At 37.7% G+C, this 23,338-nt stretch carries 23 protein-coding genes; 4 read left to right on the top strand and 19 right to left on the bottom strand.

Going from position 1 to position 23,338, the window contains the following annotated elements:
- Positions 1 to 43: 43 nt before the first annotated feature.
- The 14 genes from mnmC to CVS84_RS05235 all read right to left on the bottom strand — a co-directional run bounded on the left by mnmC (position 44) and on the right by CVS84_RS05235 (position 14,827).
- Positions 44 to 1,912, bottom strand: coding sequence for a bifunctional tRNA (5-methylaminomethyl-2-thiouridine)(34)-methyltransferase MnmD/FAD-dependent 5-carboxymethylaminomethyl-2-thiouridine(34) oxidoreductase MnmC (mnmC, locus tag CVS84_RS05300; protein ID WP_107691457.1), 1,869 nt, complete (start codon positions 1,910 to 1,912; stop codon positions 44 to 46).
- Entirely contained in the window at positions 1,909 to 3,351 is a 1,443-nt protein-coding gene (locus CVS84_RS05295) for an N-acetylmuramoyl-L-alanine amidase family protein (protein ID WP_107691456.1), read from the bottom strand. The genes mnmC and CVS84_RS05295 overlap by 4 nt, the downstream gene beginning before the upstream one ends.
- Positions 3,348 to 4,439 (bottom strand): nitronate monooxygenase, encoded by a 1,092-nt coding sequence (locus tag CVS84_RS05290; protein WP_021091713.1) that lies wholly within the window; start codon positions 4,437 to 4,439, stop codon positions 3,348 to 3,350. Before CVS84_RS05290 ends, CVS84_RS05295 begins: the two co-directional genes overlap by 4 nt.
- On the bottom strand, positions 4,440 to 5,645 hold the full coding sequence (gene tyrS, locus CVS84_RS05285; RefSeq protein ID WP_107691455.1) for a tyrosine--tRNA ligase: 1,206 nt from the start codon (positions 5,643 to 5,645) through the stop codon (positions 4,440 to 4,442). It lies immediately after the preceding gene.
- A 10-nt stretch (positions 5,646 to 5,655) separates the two neighbouring features.
- On the bottom strand, positions 5,656 to 7,845 hold the full coding sequence (locus CVS84_RS05280) for a RelA/SpoT family protein (protein WP_107691454.1): 2,190 nt from the start codon (positions 7,843 to 7,845) through the stop codon (positions 5,656 to 5,658).
- Complete coding sequence (locus CVS84_RS05275; protein WP_021091717.1) at positions 7,832 to 8,047, bottom strand: DNA-directed RNA polymerase subunit omega; 216 nt, start codon at positions 8,045 to 8,047, stop codon at positions 7,832 to 7,834. Before CVS84_RS05275 ends, CVS84_RS05280 begins: the two co-directional genes overlap by 14 nt.
- 18 nt (positions 8,048 to 8,065) lie before the next feature.
- Positions 8,066 to 8,782, bottom strand: a complete 717-nt coding sequence (gene pyrH, locus CVS84_RS05270; RefSeq protein ID WP_054196984.1) for a UMP kinase — start codon at positions 8,780 to 8,782, stop codon at positions 8,066 to 8,068.
- Between the two features lie 73 nt (positions 8,783 to 8,855).
- The gene (locus tag CVS84_RS05265) at positions 8,856 to 10,076 is read right to left on the bottom strand and encodes a murein hydrolase activator EnvC family protein (protein WP_107691453.1); all 1,221 of its coding nucleotides are present in this window, start codon (positions 10,074 to 10,076) and stop codon (positions 8,856 to 8,858) included.
- A complete protein-coding gene (locus tag CVS84_RS05260; RefSeq protein WP_107691452.1) occupies positions 10,073 to 10,888 on the bottom strand; it encodes an FtsX-like permease family protein in 816 nt (271 codons plus the stop codon). The genes CVS84_RS05265 and CVS84_RS05260 overlap by 4 nt, the downstream gene beginning before the upstream one ends.
- Positions 10,875 to 11,546, bottom strand: a complete 672-nt coding sequence (locus CVS84_RS05255) for a cell division ATP-binding protein FtsE (protein ID WP_084109431.1) — start codon at positions 11,544 to 11,546, stop codon at positions 10,875 to 10,877. Before CVS84_RS05255 ends, CVS84_RS05260 begins: the two co-directional genes overlap by 14 nt.
- A complete protein-coding gene (gene trmB / locus CVS84_RS05250) occupies positions 11,530 to 12,717 on the bottom strand; it encodes a tRNA (guanosine(46)-N7)-methyltransferase TrmB (RefSeq protein ID WP_107691451.1) in 1,188 nt (395 codons plus the stop codon). The genes CVS84_RS05255 and trmB overlap by 17 nt, the downstream gene beginning before the upstream one ends.
- Positions 12,717 to 13,142: a hypothetical protein gene (locus CVS84_RS05245; protein ID WP_234411904.1), complete on the bottom strand. Its 426-nt coding sequence runs from the start codon at positions 13,140 to 13,142 to the stop codon at positions 12,717 to 12,719. Before CVS84_RS05245 ends, trmB begins: the two co-directional genes overlap by 1 nt.
- Before the next feature lie 106 nt (positions 13,143 to 13,248).
- On the bottom strand, positions 13,249 to 13,923 hold the full coding sequence (locus CVS84_RS05240) for a fibronectin type III domain-containing protein (RefSeq protein ID WP_199906113.1): 675 nt from the start codon (positions 13,921 to 13,923) through the stop codon (positions 13,249 to 13,251).
- Positions 13,856 to 14,827: an RluA family pseudouridine synthase gene (locus tag CVS84_RS05235; RefSeq protein ID WP_107691450.1), complete on the bottom strand. Its 972-nt coding sequence runs from the start codon at positions 14,825 to 14,827 to the stop codon at positions 13,856 to 13,858. Before CVS84_RS05235 ends, CVS84_RS05240 begins: the two co-directional genes overlap by 68 nt.
- Positions 14,828 to 14,879: 52 nt before the next feature.
- On the opposite strand from CVS84_RS05235, the gene CVS84_RS05230 reads away from it, so the two are divergent.
- Entirely contained in the window at positions 14,880 to 15,986 is a 1,107-nt protein-coding gene (locus tag CVS84_RS05230; RefSeq protein WP_107691449.1) for an FtsW/RodA/SpoVE family cell cycle protein, read from the top strand.
- A 14-nt stretch (positions 15,987 to 16,000) separates the two neighbouring features.
- Here the strand turns inward: CVS84_RS05230 and CVS84_RS05225 are convergent, their stop codons facing one another.
- From CVS84_RS05225 to CVS84_RS05210, 4 genes are all read right to left on the bottom strand, one after another.
- Positions 16,001 to 17,323, bottom strand: a complete 1,323-nt coding sequence (locus CVS84_RS05225; RefSeq protein ID WP_107691488.1) for an aminotransferase class V-fold PLP-dependent enzyme — start codon at positions 17,321 to 17,323, stop codon at positions 16,001 to 16,003.
- A 69-nt stretch (positions 17,324 to 17,392) separates the two neighbouring features.
- On the bottom strand, positions 17,393 to 17,998 hold the full coding sequence (gene thiE / locus CVS84_RS05220) for a thiamine phosphate synthase (RefSeq protein WP_107691448.1): 606 nt from the start codon (positions 17,996 to 17,998) through the stop codon (positions 17,393 to 17,395).
- Positions 17,991 to 18,737, bottom strand: coding sequence for a hydroxymethylpyrimidine/phosphomethylpyrimidine kinase (locus CVS84_RS05215; RefSeq protein ID WP_107691447.1), 747 nt, complete (start codon positions 18,735 to 18,737; stop codon positions 17,991 to 17,993). The genes thiE and CVS84_RS05215 overlap by 8 nt, the downstream gene beginning before the upstream one ends.
- Positions 18,734 to 20,065, bottom strand: a complete 1,332-nt coding sequence (locus CVS84_RS05210; RefSeq protein ID WP_107691446.1) for an aminotransferase class V-fold PLP-dependent enzyme — start codon at positions 20,063 to 20,065, stop codon at positions 18,734 to 18,736. The genes CVS84_RS05215 and CVS84_RS05210 overlap by 4 nt, the downstream gene beginning before the upstream one ends.
- A 110-nt stretch (positions 20,066 to 20,175) precedes the next feature.
- Between CVS84_RS05210 and CVS84_RS05205 the strand changes: the two genes are divergently transcribed.
- From CVS84_RS05205 to CVS84_RS05195, 3 genes are read left to right on the top strand one after another with little or no spacing between them, the layout of a single operon-like run.
- Positions 20,176 to 21,012, top strand: a complete 837-nt coding sequence (locus CVS84_RS05205) for a DUF234 domain-containing protein (protein ID WP_107691445.1) — start codon at positions 20,176 to 20,178, stop codon at positions 21,010 to 21,012.
- Entirely contained in the window at positions 21,009 to 21,992 is a 984-nt protein-coding gene (locus CVS84_RS05200) for a sensor histidine kinase (protein ID WP_107691444.1), read from the top strand. Before CVS84_RS05205 ends, CVS84_RS05200 begins: the two co-directional genes overlap by 4 nt.
- A 2-nt stretch (positions 21,993 to 21,994) precedes the next feature.
- Complete coding sequence (locus CVS84_RS05195) at positions 21,995 to 22,657, top strand: cysteine hydrolase family protein (protein WP_107691443.1); 663 nt, start codon at positions 21,995 to 21,997, stop codon at positions 22,655 to 22,657.
- On the opposite strand, the gene CVS84_RS05190 is transcribed toward CVS84_RS05195, so the two are convergent.
- Positions 22,654 to 23,328: a DUF6882 domain-containing protein gene (locus tag CVS84_RS05190; RefSeq protein WP_199906112.1), complete on the bottom strand. Its 675-nt coding sequence runs from the start codon at positions 23,326 to 23,328 to the stop codon at positions 22,654 to 22,656. The genes CVS84_RS05195 and CVS84_RS05190 overlap by 4 nt on opposite strands.
- Positions 23,329 to 23,338 lie beyond the last annotated feature (10 nt).

The raw sequence follows: 23,338 nt of genomic DNA, 5'->3' as shown, positions 1-23,338 counted from the left end.
AAATTCCTAGTATCTTGTGCTAGGAATTTCTGCTAATTGCCTCTTAAAGTTTTAATCCCTTTTTTAGTTTTCTTATCAAAAATCTAGCTGGATGAAGCTCATGAAATAGCGATCTTTCTATGCAAAGTGGGCGATCAAGCACAAGATCAGCTATCAAATTTGCTCCAAGTATCGCTGTGCCAAGACCTCGTGAGCCGTGGGCGAAATTTACAAAGATATTCTTTTCATATCTTGCTTTTGGATTATTATCTTTATTTTTGCTCCAAAATAGCCCTTTGTAGTTTTGCTTGTAAAATTCTTCGTCATGTAAGGCGCCAATTATCGGAAACCTATCTCCGCTATAGCTCCTATACCCCACACGTGAACCGATAATGGTGGCTTTTGTGGTATCAAAAAACTCGCTTACATCGCTTAAATTTTTAGTATTATCCTCAACTTTAGGCGTATCACAAATTTCATTTCTGGCATAAGTAGCGCCGATAACTTGCACACCTTTTATGGTTGGACAGATGTAGCCTTTTGCGCTTAGCGGCATGGCATTTTTTAGCACTGGTTTTAGGTGCGTGACTTGGCCTCGGACACTGCTTATTTGCATGTCGTAGCCCTTAAAAATTTCACTACTATTACTGCCAGTACAAAAGACCAAAATATCAGTCTCTAAATTTTTACCGTTTTTAAATTTAACGCTGATTTTGCCGTTTTGCAGGTGTACCCTACTCTCATACTCGTGATTTAATAAAATTTCAAAATTTTTTGATAGAAATTTGCAAATTTCTCTTGGTCTAGCGTATGCACCATCTTTTATAAATATCCCAGGATATGGCTTTAGGCTCTCATCAAATTTAAAAATTTCCTCCACACCTTGATCCTGCCACGAGCCATATCTTTTAGTGAGCTCATCATCAAATCCGTAGTCGATGCAGCCATTAAATTTGATAAGGCTTTTTGGCAAAATTGCCTTGTAAAATCTCACTGCTTGCAAAAATGCGTTTAAATGCATGCGGCCTAAATTTACACCAGGCTTGGTAACTAGAGGCATCAAAGCGCCACAGTGATTGCCTGAGCCATTTGTAGCCACCTCGCTCTTTGCCTCAGCGATCACAACCTTAAAGCCATTTTTGGCTAGCTCGCCAGCTGTTGCAAGTCCGGCCACGCCAGCTCCTATGATAAGTGCTGTTTTGCCTTTTGACTCAGCAAGTGGCTCACATCTTGCAAACCAAGCATCTTTTAAATTTTCATCTTTTTTCTCTAGCACGGCACTACTCATCTGACGTTTTCTAGCGTATCCATCTTTTAGACTTAGTAGAAAGCCAGCGCCCTTTAGTCCATCTTTTACTATTTTTGCACAAGAGTAGGTTCTAGCAATCGTGCCAACATTGCTTAGTCTTGCAATCTCTCTAAAAATTTCTTCGCTCCAGATTGAGCCATTTTTACTTGGAGCAAAGCCGTCTAGAAACCAGATGTCAGCGCTAAAATCAAGCTCAGGTAAAATTTCTTTAGCCTCGCCGTAGCAAAGATCAAGTGTGATATTTGGAGTAAAATTTATGCGGTGTATGCCTGAGATTAGCGGCGGATGAAGCGAGACCAGCTTTTTGGCATAAGCTTTAAAAATGCCTAAATTTTCATAAATTTTTAAAATATCTTCTTTTTTAATAGGGGTTTTTTCGATGCTAACAAAGTGAAGTTTTTTAGAGCTGTTTTTAAATTTCTTACAAAGTGTAAAGAAATTTAGCCCGGCACCAAATCCTGTCTCAGCGATGACGAAGCTATCTTTACTCTGCCAAATTTCATCAAGTGCACTTGCAAAGACAAATTCACTCTCAAGCCAAGGTTTGTCTGTATTGAAATATATATCGCCAAACTCCTCGTTAAATGGAATTTGCCCTTTAAAGCTTAAATTTGCATTTTTCATCTATTTTTTGCAAAATATCCATCTATGCCATTTGCTATGCCATTTGCAAGAGCGTTTTGGTAGGCATCATTAAAGAGCTTTTCGCCCTCGACTGGATGCGTGATATAGCCGATCTCAACAAGAACTGCTGGCATAAGAGCGCCTACGAGTACCCAAAACGGCGCTTCCCTTACACTACCGTCACTTGCAGCATAGACCTTTCTAGCACTTGCTAAAATTTCTTTTTGGATATCGATACCAAGCTTGTTTGAGGCGATGATCTTCTCGCGATTTAGCACATTTAGAAATGTCTGCTGCGAAAAGTAGTTCATCTCTTCGATATCTGATTTGTTCTCAAGTGCAGCCGCGTTTTTGCTACGTTCGCTTCTTGCAGGCGATAAGAAAAATGTCTCAATGCCGTGCATACTCTTTGCCTTTGTGGCATTTGGAGCGGCATTTGCGTGAATGGAAACAAAAAGATCAGCCATCTTATCATTTGCAAATTTTGTTCTTGTTCTTAAATTTATAAAGACATCGGTTGACCTGGTAAAAAAGACCTTGTAACCACGCGCTTTTAATATGTCGCCAAGTTTTTTGGCTACGCCTAGAACCGCGGTTTTTTCTTGAAGTTTGCCATTTACTGCACCTGGATCAGTGCCACCATGACCCGGATCGATGACGATCGTTTTGTTGCGTGAAAATTTACTAGCCGCAACTGATGGCAAAGGTGCTGCCACTGGCTCACTTTGTGCAGGCTGCGGCTTTAAATTTGGCTCAGGCTCTTTGTGTGGCACTTCTTCATTTTTGTTTTTAGTTTTATGAAGTGGTGCTTTTACATTTTCGTTTGAGATAAAATTTTGAGCACTGATTACAAGCAGATCGCCTGTTGCATTTGCTTTTATAGTCTTTTGGACCTTATCAGAAAAAATAACTCTAACAGTGTTTTTATCATACTGCGAGATATGAATGTAATCAGATATGAAATTTTTATAAGTTAGCGGATTGCCATTTAATCTACCATCAATGTCCATAATGTTTTTATATGTATTTTGTTGCTTTAAAAAGGATGTTTTTAGTTTTGCAGTATCGATTTTTGTATTAAACTTAAGCACCAAAGTCTCATTTACCTTTGTCGCACTTAGTAGCGTTAGAGCCGCAGTAGCTGGGGCACTGGCACTTTTTACGCCGTTTAGCGTGTTTAGATCTTTTACATAAGCGCTTGAGTCAAAACCAAGCGATTTTGAGCTGGTTATGAGTCTTGTGAGTGCTTGTTTTTTTATATTTTTGTCATTTTTGATGATCGCGTCGACATAGATGTCTTTTATATCGTTGTGAAATTTAATCTTTGCGCTTCTGCTTAAGCTGGCAAAATTTTTATCAAATTTTGCAAATATCTCCGAATTTGTCGCAGCAAAAAGAAAATTACAAACAATAAAAAAGAGGATTATCGCTCGTTTCATTCACCATGTACCAGCTTGTGCATTAACTCTTTTACGCTTATTAGCTCTTTTAGTTTATATCCGTTTGCTCCAGTGAAAAATAACCCGGTCTCTTTTTTACCGCTAAATGAGTCAAATAGCCTATCAGCGATGCAATATCCAACCTCTTTAGCACCTTTGCCCCTTTGACAAGGGCTCACACAGTTGCTTATACACTGGATCTTTGGCCCCATCCTTTTTTCTACCAAATTTATCAAATTTGTTCTAATCCCACGAGCCGGATAGCCAACTGGACTTTTTATAAGCTCTATGTCTTTTTCCTCGGCTGCTAGTATCACTTCTTTAAAGCCAATATCTGCGTCACACTCATGAGTGCCGATGAAGCGTGTACCCATTTGAACGCCATCTGCACCTAGCGATATCGCCTTTTCTATGTCATTTTTATCCCAAATTCCACCGGCTGCTATGAGCGGAAAATCGCCCCACTCTTTTATCTCGGCCTTTACTTGTGGGATTAGATTAAATAGCGAAAACTCAGGGTCAAGACACTGCTCGTATGTAAAGCCCTGGTGTCCACCGCTTAGTGGCCCCTCAAGTACGACAGCATCTGGTAAGCGGTCATATCTTTGTAGCCAGCGTTTGCAGATGATCTTTAGTGCTTTTGCGCTTGAGATAATAGGAACTAGCGCGACTTCTTTAAAGTTTTGTGTAAATTCCGGCAAATTCGTAGGTAGCCCAGCACCTGATACGATGATATTTATACCGGCTTCACAAGCATCTTTTACCACTCTCGCATAGTCATTTGCAGCGTACATTATATTTACGCCAAGCGGCAGGTCACCACAAATTTTTCGTGCATTCTCAATAATTGCTCTAAGACCTCTTGTTGAGTAGAAATTTTCACTTCCAAAAGGCTTTGCATTTAGCTCTTTGTTTATAAATTTACGATTTTCATAATATCCTGTGCCAACTGAGCTGATTATCCCAAGACCGCCTTCTAGGCTGACGTTGCCAGCTAGTTTGTCCCAACTGATACCAAGTCCCATGCCGCCTTGAAATATCGGATACTTTATCTCATATTTTCCTATTTTTAATGGCTTTAACTCCATCTATTCAACCTTTACTTTTGCAAATTTACGCTTTCCGACTTGCAAGATATATTCACCTGCCTCTAATTTTAACTGCTCATCACTAATCTTTTCTTGATTAATGCTAACCGCATTTGCTTTTATATCACGCCTTGCTTGAGAATTTGACTCACTTAACTCACACTGTGATAAAGCTTCCACTATCCACGCTGGTGCTTTTAGGCTAAATTCTTTTATATCAGTTGGGAGCTGATTTTGAGAGTGCACGCTGTTAAACTCAGCCATCGCAGCCTTTGCAGCCTCCTCACCGTGATACCTTGCTGTTATCTCGTAAGCAAGGTCCTCTTTTGCTTTTTTTGGATGATACTTACCGTTTTTAACATCGTTCATTAAATTTTCTATCTCGCCAAGGCTTTTTGTACTTAAAAGCTCGTACCAACGCCACATTAGCTCATCGCTTATACTAAGTGTTTTTGCAAACATATCATTTGCATTTTCGGTTACGCCGATGTAGTTTCCAAGACTTTTGCTCATCTTATTTACACCATCAAGCCCCTCAAGAAGTGGCATCATGATGACAGCTTGCTCTTTGCCGACATTATAAGTCCTCTGCAAAGTTCTACCCATTAGAAGGTTAAATTTTTGATCCGTACCGCCCATCTCGATATCGCACTTCATCGCAACGCTATCATAACCCTGAAGAAGCGGATACATAAATTCACAAATTGAAATTGGGCTACCAGCTTTTATCCTTTTTTCAAAATCATCGCGCTCTAGCATTCTAGCGACTGAAAATGTACTAGTTAGCTCTATCATTCCAGCAGCTCCAAGCTCATTTGACCATTTTGAGTTAAACATGATCACAGTCTTTTTTGGGTCTAAAATTTTAAAAACTTGCTCTTCGTAGGTTTTAGCGTTTTTTAAAACCGTCTCTTGATCTAGCTTCTTTCTGGTGGCTGATTTGCCGGTTGGATCGCCTATTTGAGCGGTAAAATCGCCTATTAAAAACTGCACGATCGCGCCATGTTTTTGAAGAAGTGCCATCTTGTTTAAAACAACTGTGTGTCCCAAGTGAAGGTCTGGAGCAGTTGGATCAAAGCCAGCCTTTACATAGAAATTTTCACCTTTTTCATAATAGTTTTTTATTAAATTCTCAACTCTTTCAAAGTCAATAATTTCGGCAACACCGCGCTTTATCTCTTGTAAAATTTCAGCTATATCTTGCATTATCTTTCTCCTAGTTATGGTATGGATCGCTTTGCGAAACGAAATCTATAATCTTATATCTATCTTTAATCTTCTCTCTTAGCTCGTTTGCATCGATGTTTTCAGCTATCTCAACACTTATCTCAAATGTATCACCGCTAAGGTCATTTGCTTCGTTTAGCGAGATTGTAGCCAAATTTACATCTAGTCTAGCAAGATATGTTAAAAATTCAGCCAATGCGCCTTTTCGGTTCTCAAGATTTAATAAAATTTTATATCTATGTGGGGCATTTCTAGTCCATTTGACAAAGATGATTTCATTGCCCTTATCCATAAGCTTTCCAGCACGCTCACAAAGCTTGTGATGCACTGTCACATTGTGCCCATTTTTAAAGCCAACTATGCTATCGCCTCTTTTTGGGTTACAACAATAGTCAAACTCAACATTTGAAATTTTGTGATTTGAGTAGATTACGATATTTTCAAATTTTTGTTTTTTAACCTGATATTTATCACCCAAAGAGATCATAAAAGGACGCTCTTTTTTTATATACTTTTTAAGCATATTTACGACCTCTTGCAAAAAATCGCTTTCAGTTGCAGCACGAAAAACTTTTTTGCCTAAATTTTCATGCTCTATCCAGTCTAAAATTCTATCTTTAGAAACGCCAAAAACCGACTTTAAAATGTCGACTGCGATTTTATAATTTATATCTTTTATCTTTTGCTTGCAGTATGTTCTTATCGTAGCCCTTGCTTTACCAGTTCGAACACTATTTATCCACGAACAGCGAAATTTTGCCTCTTCGCCAGTTACAATCCTTACAATATCGCCGTTTTTTAGCTCTGTTAAAAGTGGCATTCTGACGCGATTTATATAAGCTTCTTTTGCGTAAAGTCCGATCTCTGTGTGAATCTCATAAGCATAATCAAGTGCAGTGGCCCCGCGCGGAAGCGTAAAAACCTCGCCTTTTGGCGAATAGACCGCAATATCTTCTATATAAAGACTATCTTTTGCATATTCATAAAGCTCTTCGACGTTACTTTCAGCTTCATTATTTTGCATACCAATGTCGTTTAGCCAGTCAAGTTTTGGATTTAGTAAACTACCCTCGCCGTTTTTATATTTCCAGTGAGCTGCGACACCGTATTCAGCTGTTTTGTGCATATCGTAAGTACGAACTTGTGCCTCAAAAATACTCTTATTATCAAAAATAGTTGTATGTATCGTTTGATAACCATTTTGCTTTGGAAGTGCAATATAATCCTTAAATCTTGAAATAAGAGGATTAAAATTTATATGCAAATTCCCAAGCGCAAGGTAGCAATCAAGCGGCTTTTGCACAAGAATTCTAATAGCAAGCAAATCAAGCACCTCTTCAATCGAAATCCCTTTTCTTTGCATTTTTAAATAAATCGAATAGTAATGCTTTATACGTTTTTGTATCTCAAAAGTGCCCTCAATAAAGCCATTTTCAAGCAAAATTTGATTTACTTTCTCGTAAAAAGCATTTAGCTTAAGGCTAAGCTGCTGCTTATTTTTATTTAAAAAACTATCAATCTTGGCGTATTCTTCTGGCATAGCATATTTAAAACTTAGATCTTCAAGTATATTTTTAATCGATGAAATTCCAAGCCTATGAGCGATCGGAGCATAGACCATAAGCGTCTCTTCAGCAATTCGTTTTTGTTTTTCTACTTTTAATGCATCAAGGGTTAGCATATTATGAAGTCTATCACAAAGCTTAACCACAAGAACTCTAACATCCTCAATGGAGATTAAAAGCATTTTTCTAAAGGTTAGTGCCGAGCTTGCTAGTTTTTCGTTACTACTTGAGCTTGCAAGCTTGTTTTCTCTTATAGCAACTATCTTTGTAAGTCCTTCAACCAGCTTTGCCACTTCATCGCCAAATTCAGCCTGGACTTCGCTAAGTGTAACTTCAGTATCTTCAACTACATCGTGAAGTAGTGCAGCTATGACCATATTCTCATCTCCACCCATATTTGCTACTATTGATGCTACCAAGATAGGATGGATTGCGTATGGCTCGCCACTTTTGCGGTATTGACCAGCATGAGATGTGACGCAGCTATCTATAGCTTTGTCTAATTTCTCGCTTCGTTCGCAAAGGGAAAAGAGCAGCGTTATAGCTTCTGAAACATTTTTACAAGGTAAAATTTGTTCTATTAGCTGCTCTAAAAAAAGACTATTTTCCTTCAACTATTGCCTCTAAGCCTATTTTGCCCTCAGCTACTTCAAGTAGTGCAATGTCAGCAAATTTCATCTTTGAAGTATCGGCTTCTACAAGCACTACTGCTCCATTTGCTAGTGCTTCTGCACGCTTTGCTACGATAAGTGAAAGTTTATATCTATCATCACCAACTTGTTTTAATGCTCTTGCTGTTATTTGTTCTGTTCTCATATTTATCCTTTTTAAAATTTATTTTACTACTGAATATAGGGCTGCTTCTTCTTCATTTATTATTTTTAATAAATTTCCAGCCTTAAACATATTACAAACCAAAATAGGCAGTGAGTTATCTTTTGCTAAAGCTATAGCAGTATCGTCCATAACCTTGATATCATCGCTCATTGCCTTTTCATAGTTTAGTGATTTTAATAGTTTTGCATCTTTGAATTTTTTAGGGTCTTTATCATAAACGCCATCAACCTTTGTTGCTTTTATGATCATATCTGAGCCAATTTCAATAGCTCTTAAAGTAGCTGCCGTATCAGTTGTAAAGAAAGGATTGCCGGTACCTGCAGCAAAGATGACAACTCTGCCTTTTTCCAAATGGCGCTGCGCACGTCCAACGATGAAAGTCTCACAGATCGCCTCCATCTTGATCGCGCTTTGCACTCTTACCTCTAGCCCGCTTCGCTCTAAAGCTTCACGCATCGCGATTGAGTTTATTACAGTTGCGAGCATGCCCATGTGATCGCCACTCGTTCGTTTAATGATACCATCTTTTGCGGCACTCACACCGCGTATAATGTTGCCACCACCGATAACGATGCCAACCTCGATACCATTTTCGACAAGCTCTTTTATCTCATTTGCTATAAATTTAAGCACCGCCGTATCTATGCCAAAACCATTCTCTCCCGCTAAAGCTTCGCCTGAAAATTTAACTAATACGCGTTTTCTTTTACTCATTGTCTTGCTCCTTAAAATTCACGCATTCTAGCCAAAAAGGCTTTAAATTTAGTTAATAGTACTTGCAAAGCGGCTATTTTGAGATCATCTCAAGTGGATCGATGTGGTAGTTTCTTTGCGTCACTTCAAAGGTTAGATCGTTTCTAACTCGACCTATAACGTAGCCTTTTTGCACAACTGAGCCTACCTTAACCGTCGGTGCGATCTGACTTAGGTGAGCATAGATCGTGTGGATGCCATTTTCGTTTTCAATGATGACTACATTTTCAAGAATCGGAGTTGCTTTTGCAAAGACCACTTTACCATTTAGCACGCTTTTGACCTTGGCATCTGACGTGGTTGAGCGAAGCGTGACTGACTCATTAAAAATTTTGATGTTATATATCGGATCTACGTAATTTCCAAATTTTTGCTTTACAGTGTAGCTATCAAGAGGAGCGATTGTCTTTGCACCTGAATATTTTTTAACTGAGCTTGTTTGATAGCCTCCACCCATTGGCTGGCTTTTTTCGCCTTTTTTACCACCTTTGCTTGTGGCTGCTTTTTCTTGTTTTTCTCTAGCAGCACGTGCGGCTTCATCCTCTTGTTTTTGCATGATAGCAAGCTGCTCTAGCGTCTTTCTTAGCTCATCTTGTTGGGCTTGAAGTTTGGCTAGCTTTTTGCTGTAAATTTCCTTATCACGTTTTAGTCCGTTTATAGTATTTTTCTGCGTACTCTCTAAATTTTGCAAGTCACTTTGCTTGCGTCTATAGTTTTTGATGCTTGAGTTTATCTCGCTTATTTTGTTTGATTTATTTTTTATCTTCTCGATCGTATCTTCATAGTTTTGGCTAAGTCTTTTAAAATCCTCTTTTGTGATGGCATTTAGCTTGGTTAAAATTTGAGACGAGATGATGCTCTCCTCGCTTTGCTTGCCCTCAGTTGCAGACATCAAAAGATCAAACGACAAATCTTCTGCGATGATCCTTATCATATTTTGCTCTAGCTCTTTTTGTGTGCGTTCTAGCTCTTTGTTTTGTTTCGTTAGATCATCAAGTTCAATAAGCGCCTTGGAAGCATTTGTCTCAAGGACTGAAATTTGACCCTTTAAATTTGTGATATCGCCACTTATACCGCGAAGTTTTTTCTCGCCATTTACGATATCGCCAGCCAAATCGTCTAGCTTTTTACTAAGCTGCTCGCTCATCGCTTGACTCGATCTTAGCGAGTTTTTGGAGTCCTTGATCTTCTCTTTGGTATTTGACGCAAAAGCTAGACTAAAAGCTAGCAAAAATATAAAAATTCCTTTTCTCATATCGTGCTTTTTCTAGCTTTACTCATCACCAAACTAACAGCAAAAATACTTAAAAACATAGCCACGCCAAATAAAATAAAAATATCCCTTGAAGGATCAAGACTAGGCAATACCACATCAATACTTGCGGCATTTTCTCTAAAAATTTCAATACCAGGTAAGAAAAAGAAAAATGCACCAACTGCAACGGTAGCAACTAGGCTATCAACCATAGCTGATTTGTAAAGCATGGCTGATTTTAGCCAAAATGGTGCTCCAAAAAGCGTCATAATCTCTATGCGCTCTCTATGCTCAAATAGCCAAATTTTAGCCTGCTTTAGCATAAGCATAAGCCCTATTACACAAAGTATCGCCATAAAAGCATACGATATACTTTTGGCTAAATTTAGTATTTTAAAGACCTTATCATGAGTCTTTGAAAATGTCTCAACCTTTGTAATCCCATCAAATTTTAAAAGCTTTTGCTTTAGCTCATCCATGTACTGCGGTGTCGGAAATTCGCTAAGTTTTAGTGAGTAAAATTTAGGTAGCGCATTTTGCAGTATGGATAAATTTTTAGCAGAGATGTCATTTGAGAGGCGATCGATGATCTTTTGTGGACTTAGTGGCTCGAGGCTAGCTAGATTACTCACAATCGGCTTTAGCACAGGCTCGCTTAGCTCTTTGTTTGAAACTATGACGATATTGTAGTCATTTCCCATGAGTCTTTCATAATCCCTTACAACCTTATCAGCAGTTAGGCTAAACTGAACGGAAAACAAAAGTGCGATCAGCGGCAAGATGAATCCAAGATGGTTTTTAAGCGATCTCATGCACGCCTCCATTTTCTATGACGAAGTGACGGTATGGGATGCGAAGTGTAGATGGGATATGGTGCGTTACAACTACCACGCTCGTGCCTAAAAATTCCCTAGCTGATTTTAAAAGTGACCAGATGACATCGCTTGAGTATTCGTCTAAATTTCCAGTTGGCTCGTCGCATAAGAGCAAATTTGGATTGTGTGCTAGAGCTCTTGCCATCGCTACTCTTTGCTGCTCACCACCGCTTAGCTCCATTGGATATTTGTCAGCTTTATGAAGCATATTTACATGCTTTAAAAGCTTTGCTACTTGCTTTTTACTCACATTTTGATTGATGCCTTTGATGATGAGGGGCAACATAACGTTTCTTTCCACATTCCATTCATTTATCAAACGATAATTTTGAAATATAATGCCAACTCGCTGTCTAAGTTCACAAAGCCTTTTATCGTCGATGTCATCCATTTGTGTCATGCAGACATTTAGCTCTCCAGCAAGAGGTGAAATTTCTCCATAAAATGATTTTAAAAGCGTGCTTTTTCCACTTCCGCTCTTGCCTGTGATAAAGACAAAATCATTTGCATAAATATCTAAATTGACGCTATTAATTACGATTTCATCGCGTTCATAAGCTAGGCTCAAATTCCTTGCACTAATTATCTCTTGCATCAGCCAAATACTCCTTCAAAAGCTCGTGTGCAGCTAAATTCTCACGAATTAAGATCGGTTTTTTTATAAAATATTCGCTTTTCTCATCGCTTATTTTGATAAAACATTGCTCAGGTTTATTAAATGCTCCAAAAGCAACTTTTAGCAAAATTTCACCCTCGTTTATGGTGTAAATTTCTTCAAAATGTAAAAAATAATCCTCTTTTTTGATGATGAAATTTTTGAAATTTTTAATGATATTTTTTACGCTTGTCTTTTCTTTAAAGCTAAAATCTCCAGCTAAAACACTCTCGCTACTTTCAACCTCGCAAGTATAAATGACATCATAAATATCCTTATCTTGGCGTCTCCAGCGGTCTTCGTACTTACTAGTTACCTCTAAATTTCTATTTTTGAAAGCTTCTATTTTTGAGTTTGTAGGCTCTAAAAATTTACTTAAACTAAAGTCGCAATACTCCTTGCTATCAGTCCTTAGCTCAAATTTACCGTCTACTTTTAGTATCCTCTCGCACTCAAGCGCAAATACCGATGAGACCACACGTCTATGCTCTGCTTTATCCCACGGCACTGGAAAGTGTAAAAAGACTCTATCAACTAAATTTGAGCCAATAAGTGAGAGTAAAAGTCTGGCGTCAGTATTGATTAGACGTACGTTTTCTAGGCCATTTGCCCTAGCTAGCTTTGCTACTTGCTCAATGCTTGGTTTATAGACTTCTATTCCGATAACTAGGGCATTTGGATTGTTTTTAGCTTGATAAAGCAAGTGTCTGCCAGAACCAAAGCCGATCTCGATAAAAATCTCTTTAAATTTATCTTTTAGCTCGCAAAATGCTGGCACAAATTCTTCAAGGCTTAAAATTTCACTCACTTTTTTAGTCAAATTTGTCTTTTTTACAGCAAATGCTTGACTAATTACATCATTGCAATTTTGCTCTTTAAAAAGCTCCAGTGCCTCTTGCAAAAGACCAACTTTAGCTGGCTTTGTAAGCTTTTCACCTTTTACGACGATGCCGCTTTTACCGGGTTTTACAACTAGAAAAAAACTCTCTTCTTCATTTTTTGTGTAGATGAGCCTCTCGTTTCGCCCATTTGCCTGCCAAAGAAATTTGACTTTGTCATTACCAAATGGAAACGAGAGCTCTTTTAAAGACGAAGCGATGAAATTTGGCATTATTTTATGCTAACTTCTGCTTTTGATGACTTATCAGAGGCGATGCCATACTCATCGATAGCTACGACGCTGTAAGAATAGCTAGCTCCTTTTTGCACGCTATCATCTCTAAGTCCAGTACCATCTATGCCGCTAAAAATTTTCTCACTTGCACCACTTCTATAAACAGTGTACGAACTAGCTCTATCAACTACACTCCAGTTTACATTTACGCCGATACCATCGTAGCTAGCGCTAATATTTGGAGTCTTTGGTGCGCCAAGTGTTATCCCCACGATTGGCTCTTCTTGTTTTAAGCTCTCAAGGCCGTCTTTATCAACAGCTGTGACTCTGTAATACCTCGTCGCTGCATTTGTATTTATGAGATCTTCATAGGTGTTGCTAGTCGTTTTTGCCAGATATGTGTAAGGCAAAATTTTACTCACTGTCCTATAAACCTTAAAATAAGCAAAATCCTCAGCTGGCGCATAATCCCAAGTTAAAATTATCTTTTTTGGTGCATTTTTTGTTGCCTGAAGGTTTGTTACCGATTTAGGGTAACTCCTTTGTCGTTGCACTTATGTTTTGGCTTGGTTTTGAAACAACGCCTGAAGAAGTTTTAACTAAAATTCTATACTCATAAGACTTACCAGGTTTTACCTCAGTATCGATATATTCGGCATTTAGTCTGCCATTTACCTCTGCGATTTGGCTAAATTTATTAACTCCGGCATCACTTCTTTGAATGATATAGCTTGCCACGGTGCTATCAGGATGCGGTCTCCAGATCACTTTCACACGTCCTGGAAGCCCTGTAATAGCTTGCGAAAATGGTACTGAGTCAAGCAATGGCTTTGTAGTTGCTGTTGCGATCGTGCCCGGTTGAGAGATGGCGTTGCTTGAGTAGGTCCTCATCTGGTATGAGTATGTGGTCTCCGGTGCTAAGTTGCGGTCTACATAGTGCGTTGCAAAGCGGTCTTTGATGTCTGCAACTAGCTGCATTTTTGAGTTGGCATCATTTGGATTTGAGCGGTAGAGATAGTATCCAACAACGCTTTCATCGGTTACTGGATTCCATTCAAAACCAACTTCTGTCATGTCTGAAATGGTTTTTAAGCTTGTGATAGTTGGTAGCGACATGCTTTGTTGAGTCGGTACGCTAGAGCCGCATCCCGCCAAGAAAGCTGCTAAAAATGGTGTCAATATGCGTAGGGCAAATTTTTTCATCAAAAATCTCCTTGGGAATTTTTTTATAAATTATTTGGTTAAAATCATCATACGTTTTTGCGGTAAATTCTACCCTTTTGCCAGTTCGTGGATGGATAAAATAGAGCATATAAGCGTGAAGCATAACCCTGCTTATTTTATCGCCTTGGCTCTTAAATCCGTATAAATCATCGCCTAAAATGTGGCGATTTATGCTAGATAGGTGCACTCTTATCTGATGAGTCCTACCCGTAAAAAGTTTTGCTGCTATCAAATTTACTCCGCCTTCGCTTAGCAAATTTACAAAGGCACTTTTTGCAAATTTAGCATCTGCGACAATCGCTTTTTTTAGGCGGTTGTTTGGATTTCTGCCGATTGGCTTGTCGATGATGACATCCTCTTTTAGCGGTAGGTCGGTGAGTGCTAGATAGATTCGCCCCATGCTCTTATCACTTAGCTGCTCGCTTAGTTTTGCGTGGGCGAAGTTGTTTTTAGCAACAACAATAGCACCACTTGTGCCTTTGTCTAGGCGGTGGACGATGCCAGCTCTTACGTCGCCGTTTAAATTTGAGAGCATAAAGCCCTTTTTGTTTAGCCACTCGACAAGTGTCGCCTCTTTGACACTTGGAGCTTGGTGAACGACGATTTGCGGGGGCTTGTTTAGCACTATGAGATCGTCGTCTTCATAAATGATCGGGATGTCAAAATTTACTTCATACTCGTTTTGCACCTCTTTTTTTGGGGCAAAATTTACGCAAATTTCATCGTTTTCGCTCAGTAAAAAGCTTGGTTTTGAGACTGGTTTTAAATTTACTCTTACAAGGGAGTCTTTTATCAAATTTAAAGCTTGATTGCGTGAAATTTGAAGCTCCTGCGCTACTGCAACGTCTAGTCTTGAGCTATTTAAAACATTAAATTTAACCAAAATCAAAGCCTTGTTTGTGATATAATCTAGCCCAAAAATTAAGGTTTGCTTCTTGATAAAACTAGATCGGCGTATTTTAACACATTTTGATTTTATTCAGCCGTTTTTAATAATCCCAATCATAGCCATATCTTACATACTAGTTTCCGAAGCAAACGACGTCTTAGCAAACAAACAGCTTGTATATTTTGGCATTGGTTTTATTTCATTTTTTGTCGCATTTTTGCTGCCTATTAGACGTATAGACTGGATCATACCTATGTTTTACTGGGTCTGTATCGTGCTACTTTTAAGCGTCGATCTCTTTGGTGTTAGTAAGCTTGGAGCCAAACGCTGGCTAGAAATTCCATTTGTTCATTTCACACTTCAGCCATCAGAACTGATGAAGCCAGCCTTTTTACTGATGCTAGCCTATCTCATCAAGCAGCGCCCTCCAGAGGCTAATGGATACGGGCTAAAAGATTTTTTAAAGCTTAGTTTTTACATACTTTTGCCATTTGCGCTCATTATGAAAGAGCCTGATCTTGGCACCGCACTCATACTTTTGATAGTTGGTTATACTATCCTTTTTGTCATCGGTGTAAATAAGAAAATTTGGATCACTATCATCCTTGCGATAGGCTTTTTGGCGCCAGTTTTGTATGAAAATTTACATGACTATCAAAAGAAAAGGATCCACGATTTTATCGCTGAAGAGCCAAGCTATCACGTCAAACAAAGTATCATCGCCATAGGTAGCGGCGGACTCAAAGGCAAACCAAAAGATGAGGCGACTCAGACGCACTTTAAATTTTTGCCAATCGCCACTAGTGACTTCATATTTGCCTACAATATAGAGCGTTTTGGTTTTTATGGTGGATTATTTCTACTTGGGCTTTATGGAGCACTTATAACACATCTTTTAAGTTTAAATTACGGCCTAAAAAATGACTATTTTACACAAGTTACCACGACGGGGATTGCTGCACTTATTTTCGTTTATGTGGGTGTAAATGTCTCAATGACGATCGGTTTTGCACCAGTTGTAGGTGTGCCGCTACCATTTTTTAGTTACGGCGGAAGCAGCTTTGTTACATTTATGGTGCTTTTTGGAATTTTGCAAAATTTGCTAACTTTTAGATTTGATAGAACATATAGCTTGGTAAAATTTCGCTTCTAAGTTAAATTTAGTATTTAAAATTTATCTCCAAACATCGAATACATTGCTTTTTCTTCACCCCATGTCTCTTTGTGTTTTTTGATGCAAGACTTTATGGCATTTGCAAGGTATTTGATATCTTCTTTAGTGTGAGTATAATGGATACTAACTCGTACCCAGCCAGGTTTTACATCAAAAACGGCATTGTCTTTTAAATGAAGCAGATCATGTCCGTATGGGCCAGCACAGTCACAGCCTGCACGTGTTTGGATGCCAAAGTCATTGCTTAAGCTAGCCGCAAAATCATAAGGCGAGACATCTTGTATATTAAAAGCAAAAATAGGCAATCTATCTACATTTTTTGGACAATAATTTATCACTTCATCTATATTTTTTAGCTCTTCGCAAAAGAGAGCACCTAGCTCGCATTCAGTCTCTTTTATCTTATTAAGTCCGATCTCATTTCTTAATTTATAGGCTAAATTTGCACGCATTAGTTGCATTATCGGTGGCGTGCCTCCCTCTTCTAAATTTTCAACTTCATTAGTAAAAATATGCGATGTCCTGCTTACGTACTTGACTGTGCCTCCTGCTGCAAATGTAGGCAAATTTTTACAAAGCTCTTTTTTAATAGCCAAAAGCCCACAACTCCCAACTCCACCAAGCAGCTTGTGAGGAGAGAGAAACAGTGCGTCAAAATATTTACAATCAACATTTTCATAAGCACTAAGAGTAGCCACATCAAGTGCTAAAATGCCATCATATTTTTTAATCAGCGAGTAAATTTTTTTATAATCAGTTTTAACGCCAGTGACATTTGAGGCAGCGCTAAAGCTAGCTATTATCTTTCTTTTTGCATTTTGCTTTAATGTATTCTCAAGCATCGCATAATCTATCTTATTATTTTCAGTAAGCTCTATACGTTTTATATCACAAAGCCCTTCTCTTAAACTAACTTCAACAGAGTGATGCTCATAAGGTCCAATGATCGCTAATGGCAAGTTTAAATTTCTTAAATTTGCTTCACCGATCAAGGCTCTTGTAGCTGGTGAGATATAAATTCCCACTATCTCCTGAAATTTCTTTATCGCAGCCGTTGCTCCTTGACCAGTCGCGATAAGATAAAAACTATCATCAAGGCCTAATAAGCTTTTTAGCTCAGCCCTTGCATTTTCATAGCATTTTTGCGTTAGCACTGCGCTTGAACTACTATCTGAGTGAGTGTTTGCGTAGGTTTTTAAAAATTTTAAAATTTCATCTTCAATGGGCTTATAAGCAAGACCTGAAGCCGTGTAGTCAAAATAGTAAAGACCCTCTTTTAAAATGATATTTTTTCTTACTTCATCGATATTTAGCAATGTTTTCCTTTTATTTAAAGCAGGGATTATAATTAAATTTTCATAAAAAGCTTGCAAAACAAGCATCTTTTAAAGCAATAAATTTCTTTGTAAATTTTCTATATTTTTCTTTATCGTGCCATCTTTATAGATAGCGGATATTAAGGCGACCATGTCTGGCTTTACTCTAGCGACACTTGCAATGTTGCAAGAATTTATGCCACCTATGACACACACATTCATTCCCATTTCTTTTGCTTGTGATACAGTTTGAGCCTTGCAAAGTGGAGCATTTGGTTTTGTTGAGCTTTTAAACATAGCTCCAAAAGCCACATAGCTAGCACCATTTTGTTTTGCCCTAAGGGCAAGCTCCAAGCTATCATAGCAGCTAACTCCCACGTAAGCATCATCCCCTAAAATTTCAAACGCCTCTTTTATGCTCGCATCATCTTTTCCCAAATGCACGGACTTTGCCCCGATATTAGCAGCAAATAAAATATCATCATTTACGATAAATCTTGCTCCAAATTTTTCGCATAGGTTGAAAATTTCACCAGCTAGCCTCTCATCTTTGGGTATTTTTTTAGAGCGAAATTGAAAAAATTTTACCCCACACTCTAAAATTTCTTTAGTGTATTGCAAGGCTAAATTTTCAGGCATCAATACATCGTCGCTAATCGCGTAAATTTCAATCACTTATGCCAACTTTATGATTTAGTAGACGTTTGCCAAATTTTGTCGTAATTGCATTTTTAATAGCATTTAAAATGTATTTTTTGGCTAGTTTTATAGCCTCTTCTTTGGTGTGTCCATTTGCCAGCAAGCAGGCCAGCGCACTCGCAAAACTACATCCAGCCCCGTGCATGATCTCTGGTTGTATTAGTGGCTCTTTAAATTTAAGCACGTCACCATTTTTTTTAAAAAGAGTATCTTCGCAAATTTCTGCAACCATGCTTCGCTTTAAGATCATATCGCAAGGTAAATTTTTGCTATCAAGTTCCAAAACTTTGGCTTCATCGATATTTGGCGTGATAATGTCTGCGAATTTAAAAAGCTCTTTTAAGCTTGCTATCGCGTCATCTTCAAGAAGCTTTGAGCCTGATTTTGCTACACAAACTGGATCTATTACTATTTTGATGCCTTGCTTATGAAATTTTTCAAGCCAAGAACCAACGCAAGATATAAGCTCTTGGTTAAAAAGCATTCCAACCTTGATAGCATCTATATTTAGCTCCTCGTCTATCATTTTGATCTGCTCATTTAGATTTGTAACATTTGTAGCAAAGATATTGCTAACGCCATTTGTATTTTGTGCTGTAAGAGCCGTGATAGCTGTCGCTACGTAGCAAGAAAATGCCTCGCATGTCTTAATATCAGCCTGCACGCCAGCTCCGCCAACGCTGTCACTTCCTGCAATGATTAATATATTTTTCATCTATCTCCCTTGCAACCTGAAATTTTATCAACACTAAAAGGATCATCGACCTTCCAAATGCTTGAATACTTCTTAATGCTATTTTTTAATGCATCTACTAAATAATCCACGTCTTGTGGCGTATGCGTATAGTGAAGCCCAGCCCTTACCCAGCCTGGCTTATGGGTAAATAGTGCGTCTTCTTTTAAATGAAGCAAATCATGTCCATACGGTCCAGCACAAGAACATCCTGCACGCGTTTGAATACCATATTCTTTGCTTAAAACTTTGGCTAGTTCATAAGGCGAAACACCGGTTACATTAAAAGAAAATATCGGCAAACGCTTTGCATTATTTGGATGATAGCAAGTAAGCTCAGGAATTTCTGCTAGTCTTTTTTCCAAATACTCTCCAATCTCGCTCTCGTTTTCATATATTGCCTCAAATCCTATCTCATTTCTTAGCCCATAAGCCAAATTTGCCCTTATAAGTCCTAAAATAGGCGGAGTGCCAGCCTCTTCTAGCTGCTCACTATCTTTTACAAATATAGCGTAGTTTTTGCTGACATAACTTACCGTTCCACCACCAGCAAATGTCGGCTCATCTGAGTTTGCAAGTATCTTTTTTATAGCAAGAAGCCCACAACTTCCAACTCCACCAAGCAATTTATGTGGCGATAAAAAAAGAGCATCAAAATAGTCGCAATCAATATTTCCATAAGCACTAAAGCTTGCAGCATCAAATGCCACAATGCCACCATAAGATTTTATAAGAGTATAAATTTTTCTATAATCACTCAAAACCCCAGTCACATTTGAAGCCACACTAAAAGTTGCGATGATCTCACGACCGACATTTATCCTTAAAATTTGCTCCAAATGATTAAAGTCGATCCCTCCATTTTTATCAAGCCTGATACGCTCAACCTCGCAAAGTGCTTGCCTAAAGCTTATCTCATTTGAATGGTGCTCATAAGGGCCAAGCACCACGAGCGGAGAATTTTCATCTGGCTTTAACGCATATCTTTTTTTTAACGCTGGTGGTGCATAAATTCCTAAAATTTCTTGAAATTTCTTTATCGCACCAGTAGCTCCATTGCCACAAGTAAAAAGATAAAAGCTCTCATCAAGTCCCAGTAAGCTTTTTAATTCACGTCTTGAATCTTCATAAATTTGAGCAGTTTTATAAGCATTTGATGAGCTAATAGAGTGCGTATTTGCGTATGTTTGAAGTATTTTTGCCATCTCATCTTCGATAGGCCTATAAGCTAGTCCTGAAGCTGTGAAATCAAAATAATAAATGCCATTTTTTAAAATTATATTTTCTCTAATGTGCTCTAAATTTACCAAATCATAACCCTTGTTTTTTGCGTATCATTATAGATTACTTTAGCTAAAATATACTACAATGCCCAAATAAAGGAGCCGATATAAAAGCTTTAAAATCAACATTTGAGCGAATGAAACATCTTGATATAAATGAACTTATTAAATTTCATCTCGTCTTTGATGAGTTTGATTTAAAGCACTCATATTATGATGTTTTTGAAGCGATCGAGGCTGAAATTTTAAACAACTTCTTAGCTTTGATGCCAAAATTTTACTTCGAATCCGATACAAACGATGCTATAAAATCTGCCCTCATAAAACTTGCACGAAGTGATAGAAAAAAATTTAACGTACATAAAATTTTACCTCAAAGCCTAGCTGGCAAAGTCTATGCAAAGCTTTTTGAAAAGAATTTTTTACTGATTGAGAAAAGTAGAGAAGTACTGCCAAAAAGATCAAAAAACCAAATGCTAAAAAAGGAAGAAAGGGGCTATAAAGTTGAGGATAAAATACATTTTAATAGCCATTTTTCAAGGTTTTGGTTTAGATTTATAGAGCCAAATTTAAGCTTGCTAAAAGCTGGTAAAAATGATGAAATTTTAGCCATCATAAAAAAAGAATTTGACGAATATGCAAGTCTTGGATTTGAAATTTTATGCGGTGAACTCATGGCAAAAAAATTTCTGATTAATGGCATATTTTTAAGTAGCTTTTGGAGCAAAAATATAGAGCTTGATATGCTATTAAATATAGGTGGCAAAATAATAGTCGGCGAGGCAAAATACAAAGAGAGAAAAGTTTGTAAAAATGTGCTAAATTTACTATTAAAAAAATGCGAAAAACTAAACATTAGGCCAGATATTATTGCTCTTTTTTCAAAGAGTGGATTTAGTAGCGAGCTAAGAAATTTAAAGGATGAAAGGCTAAAGCTTTATGAAATTAGCGATTTTGAGGAACTTTTAAAATGAACGAACACGATATCCAAGCTGGATTAAAAAGCCTGATAGAGCAGACTTATCTGATAGAAAACGAATATAAAAATTTAACATCATCTTATGCAAGCTTGCAAAATTTCATTAAAGATATTGTAGAAATTTTGCCAAATGCCATATGGGTGTTAGATGAAAATGATGAGATCTTTTTACAAAACTCAGAAGCAGTAAGACTTGGTAAAATTTTTAAAGAGATACCAAAAAAAGAGGGTGAGATAAATGTAGATGGGCAAATTTATCTTTTTAAAACAAGCTCTAAAGACAATAAACTAATAATCTCTGCAACAAACATAACAGTAGAAAAACGCACCGAGCGTCTTGCATCTATGGGTCAAGTGGCAGCTCACCTAGCCCACGAGATCAGAAATCCGGTAGGCTCTATCTCGCTTTTAGCTTCAACTCTACTTAAAAGAGCTGATGAGCGCACAAAGCCTATCGTAAATCAAATACAAAAAGCTACATGGCGAGTCGAACGCATAATCAAAGCTACACTACTTTTTACAAAAGGCCTTAATATAAATGCACAAATTTTTGACTTTTTGCAGCTTAAAAAAGAGTGTGAAGAGGCTATAAATTTTTATGACTATTCAAAGGATATTAAATTTAGCCTAGAATTTCCAGATGGCAAATATATGGGCGATCTTGATCTACTAGCCATCGTCTTTCAAAATATTTTATTTAACGCTATTGATGCCATCGAAGAGAGCGATGATGATGAAGGAGAAATCATTTTAAGCTATGAAAAAACACCAAGTGAACATAAATTTATCATTTATGATAGTGGCGAACCTATCAAAGATAAAGCCATAGTTTTTGAGCCGTTTAAAAGTAGCAAGCTAAAAGGAAACGGCCTTGGACTACATCTTTGCTTACAGATCATAGAGGCTCACAAAGGCAGTATTGAGATCACACTAAATCCAAAAACATTTTGCATAAATTTACCAATAAAGGAGTAAGAATGAACATACACAACGAACTTGAGGTTTTTAAAGAATCTCTTCAGACGCTTGATTTGAGAGAAATTTCAAACGATGGAGCAAAAAACGTTGCATTTATTTGCATTGATATGATAGAAGCATTTGCTGGCAGTGGTGCGCTCTCTAGTCAAAGAGTAGCCGACTTATCAAAAGGGATCGCAACACTTTTTGATAGAGCGTGGAAAGATTTTGGTTTTAGAAATTTTATCCTTATAGAAGATAGGCACACCAGTGATTCAAAAGAATTTGAGACTTTTTTACCTCACGCTATGCTTGATACAAATGAGATAAAAACCGTAAAAGAGATAGAAAATCTAAGCTTTTTTAAAGAGATCAAAGCATTTTATAAAAACTCTTTAAGCATTGCGTTCAATAAAGAATTTGAGAAATTTTTAGAAGAGCATCCAGAGCTAGACACCTTTATAGTCACTGGGGATTGCACTGATATGTGCGTTTATCAGTGTGTTAGTTATCTTAAGTTGCGAGCCAATGAATACAACAAAAAAGTAAGAGTTATTGTACCGTTTGATCTTACGCAAACATATGACATACCAGGACATAACGGCGACTTTTATCACGAGATGTTCTCTCTTCATATGAAGCTAGCACTTGGTGCTGATGTGGTAAAGAGCATTAAATTTTAAAGCGTACTTGAAATATTTATGAGCCTATTTAGCTCGTCAAATTTAAAGCTAAGCTCGTTTTTATTCGCTACGATCTCATTAGGACTTTCGCTAAATTTCATATCACAACTTAGCAAAAGTCCTTTTACAAGGATTTTGTGATCTAGTTCGTAAGTGCTTAAACACTCATTTACTGCGCTCAAAAGCTCATTTGCTAGCACTGGTTCCTCAAAGACCACATCTGATCTAAAAGCCACATACGCAGCTCCGCCCTCGTACTCTATCCTATAATAATTTTGCTCATCAAAAGCGGTGCAAGCAACCATACTAATCGTGTGGCCATTAAAATTTTCATCTAGCTCAAATTGTGGCGTGCTAAATGCACTAAGTCCAAATTTCTCGCCAAACTCCCGTGCTTTATTTGCAAGCTCGAGCAAACGCTCATCAAAGCCATTTATATTTTCATAACCCCAAAGCCACGTATTTGACGAGAAGCTTTCAGAGCCAATAAACTGCATGTCAAACTCACGCCCATCAAAGTAAATTTTGCCACTATCAAAATCAACCTGCCAGTTGCTACCTTCAACAAGTAGCTTAAATGCACGTTTTTGAAGTAATGTCGATTTGCCGACACATGCGCTAAAAAGCTCGCTCCAGTTACTTTTATCTATGCCAAGCTTATCTAAAAACATCGCTTCTCCA

Origin of the sequence: Campylobacter concisus (genome assembly GCF_003048575.1) — a bacterium.
In the GTDB taxonomy this organism is placed as follows: domain Bacteria; phylum Campylobacterota; class Campylobacteria; order Campylobacterales; family Campylobacteraceae; genus Campylobacter_A; species Campylobacter_A concisus_U.
Note: the sequence above shows the minus strand (reverse complement) of the source record. Positions and strands in the feature narration are given on the sequence as shown.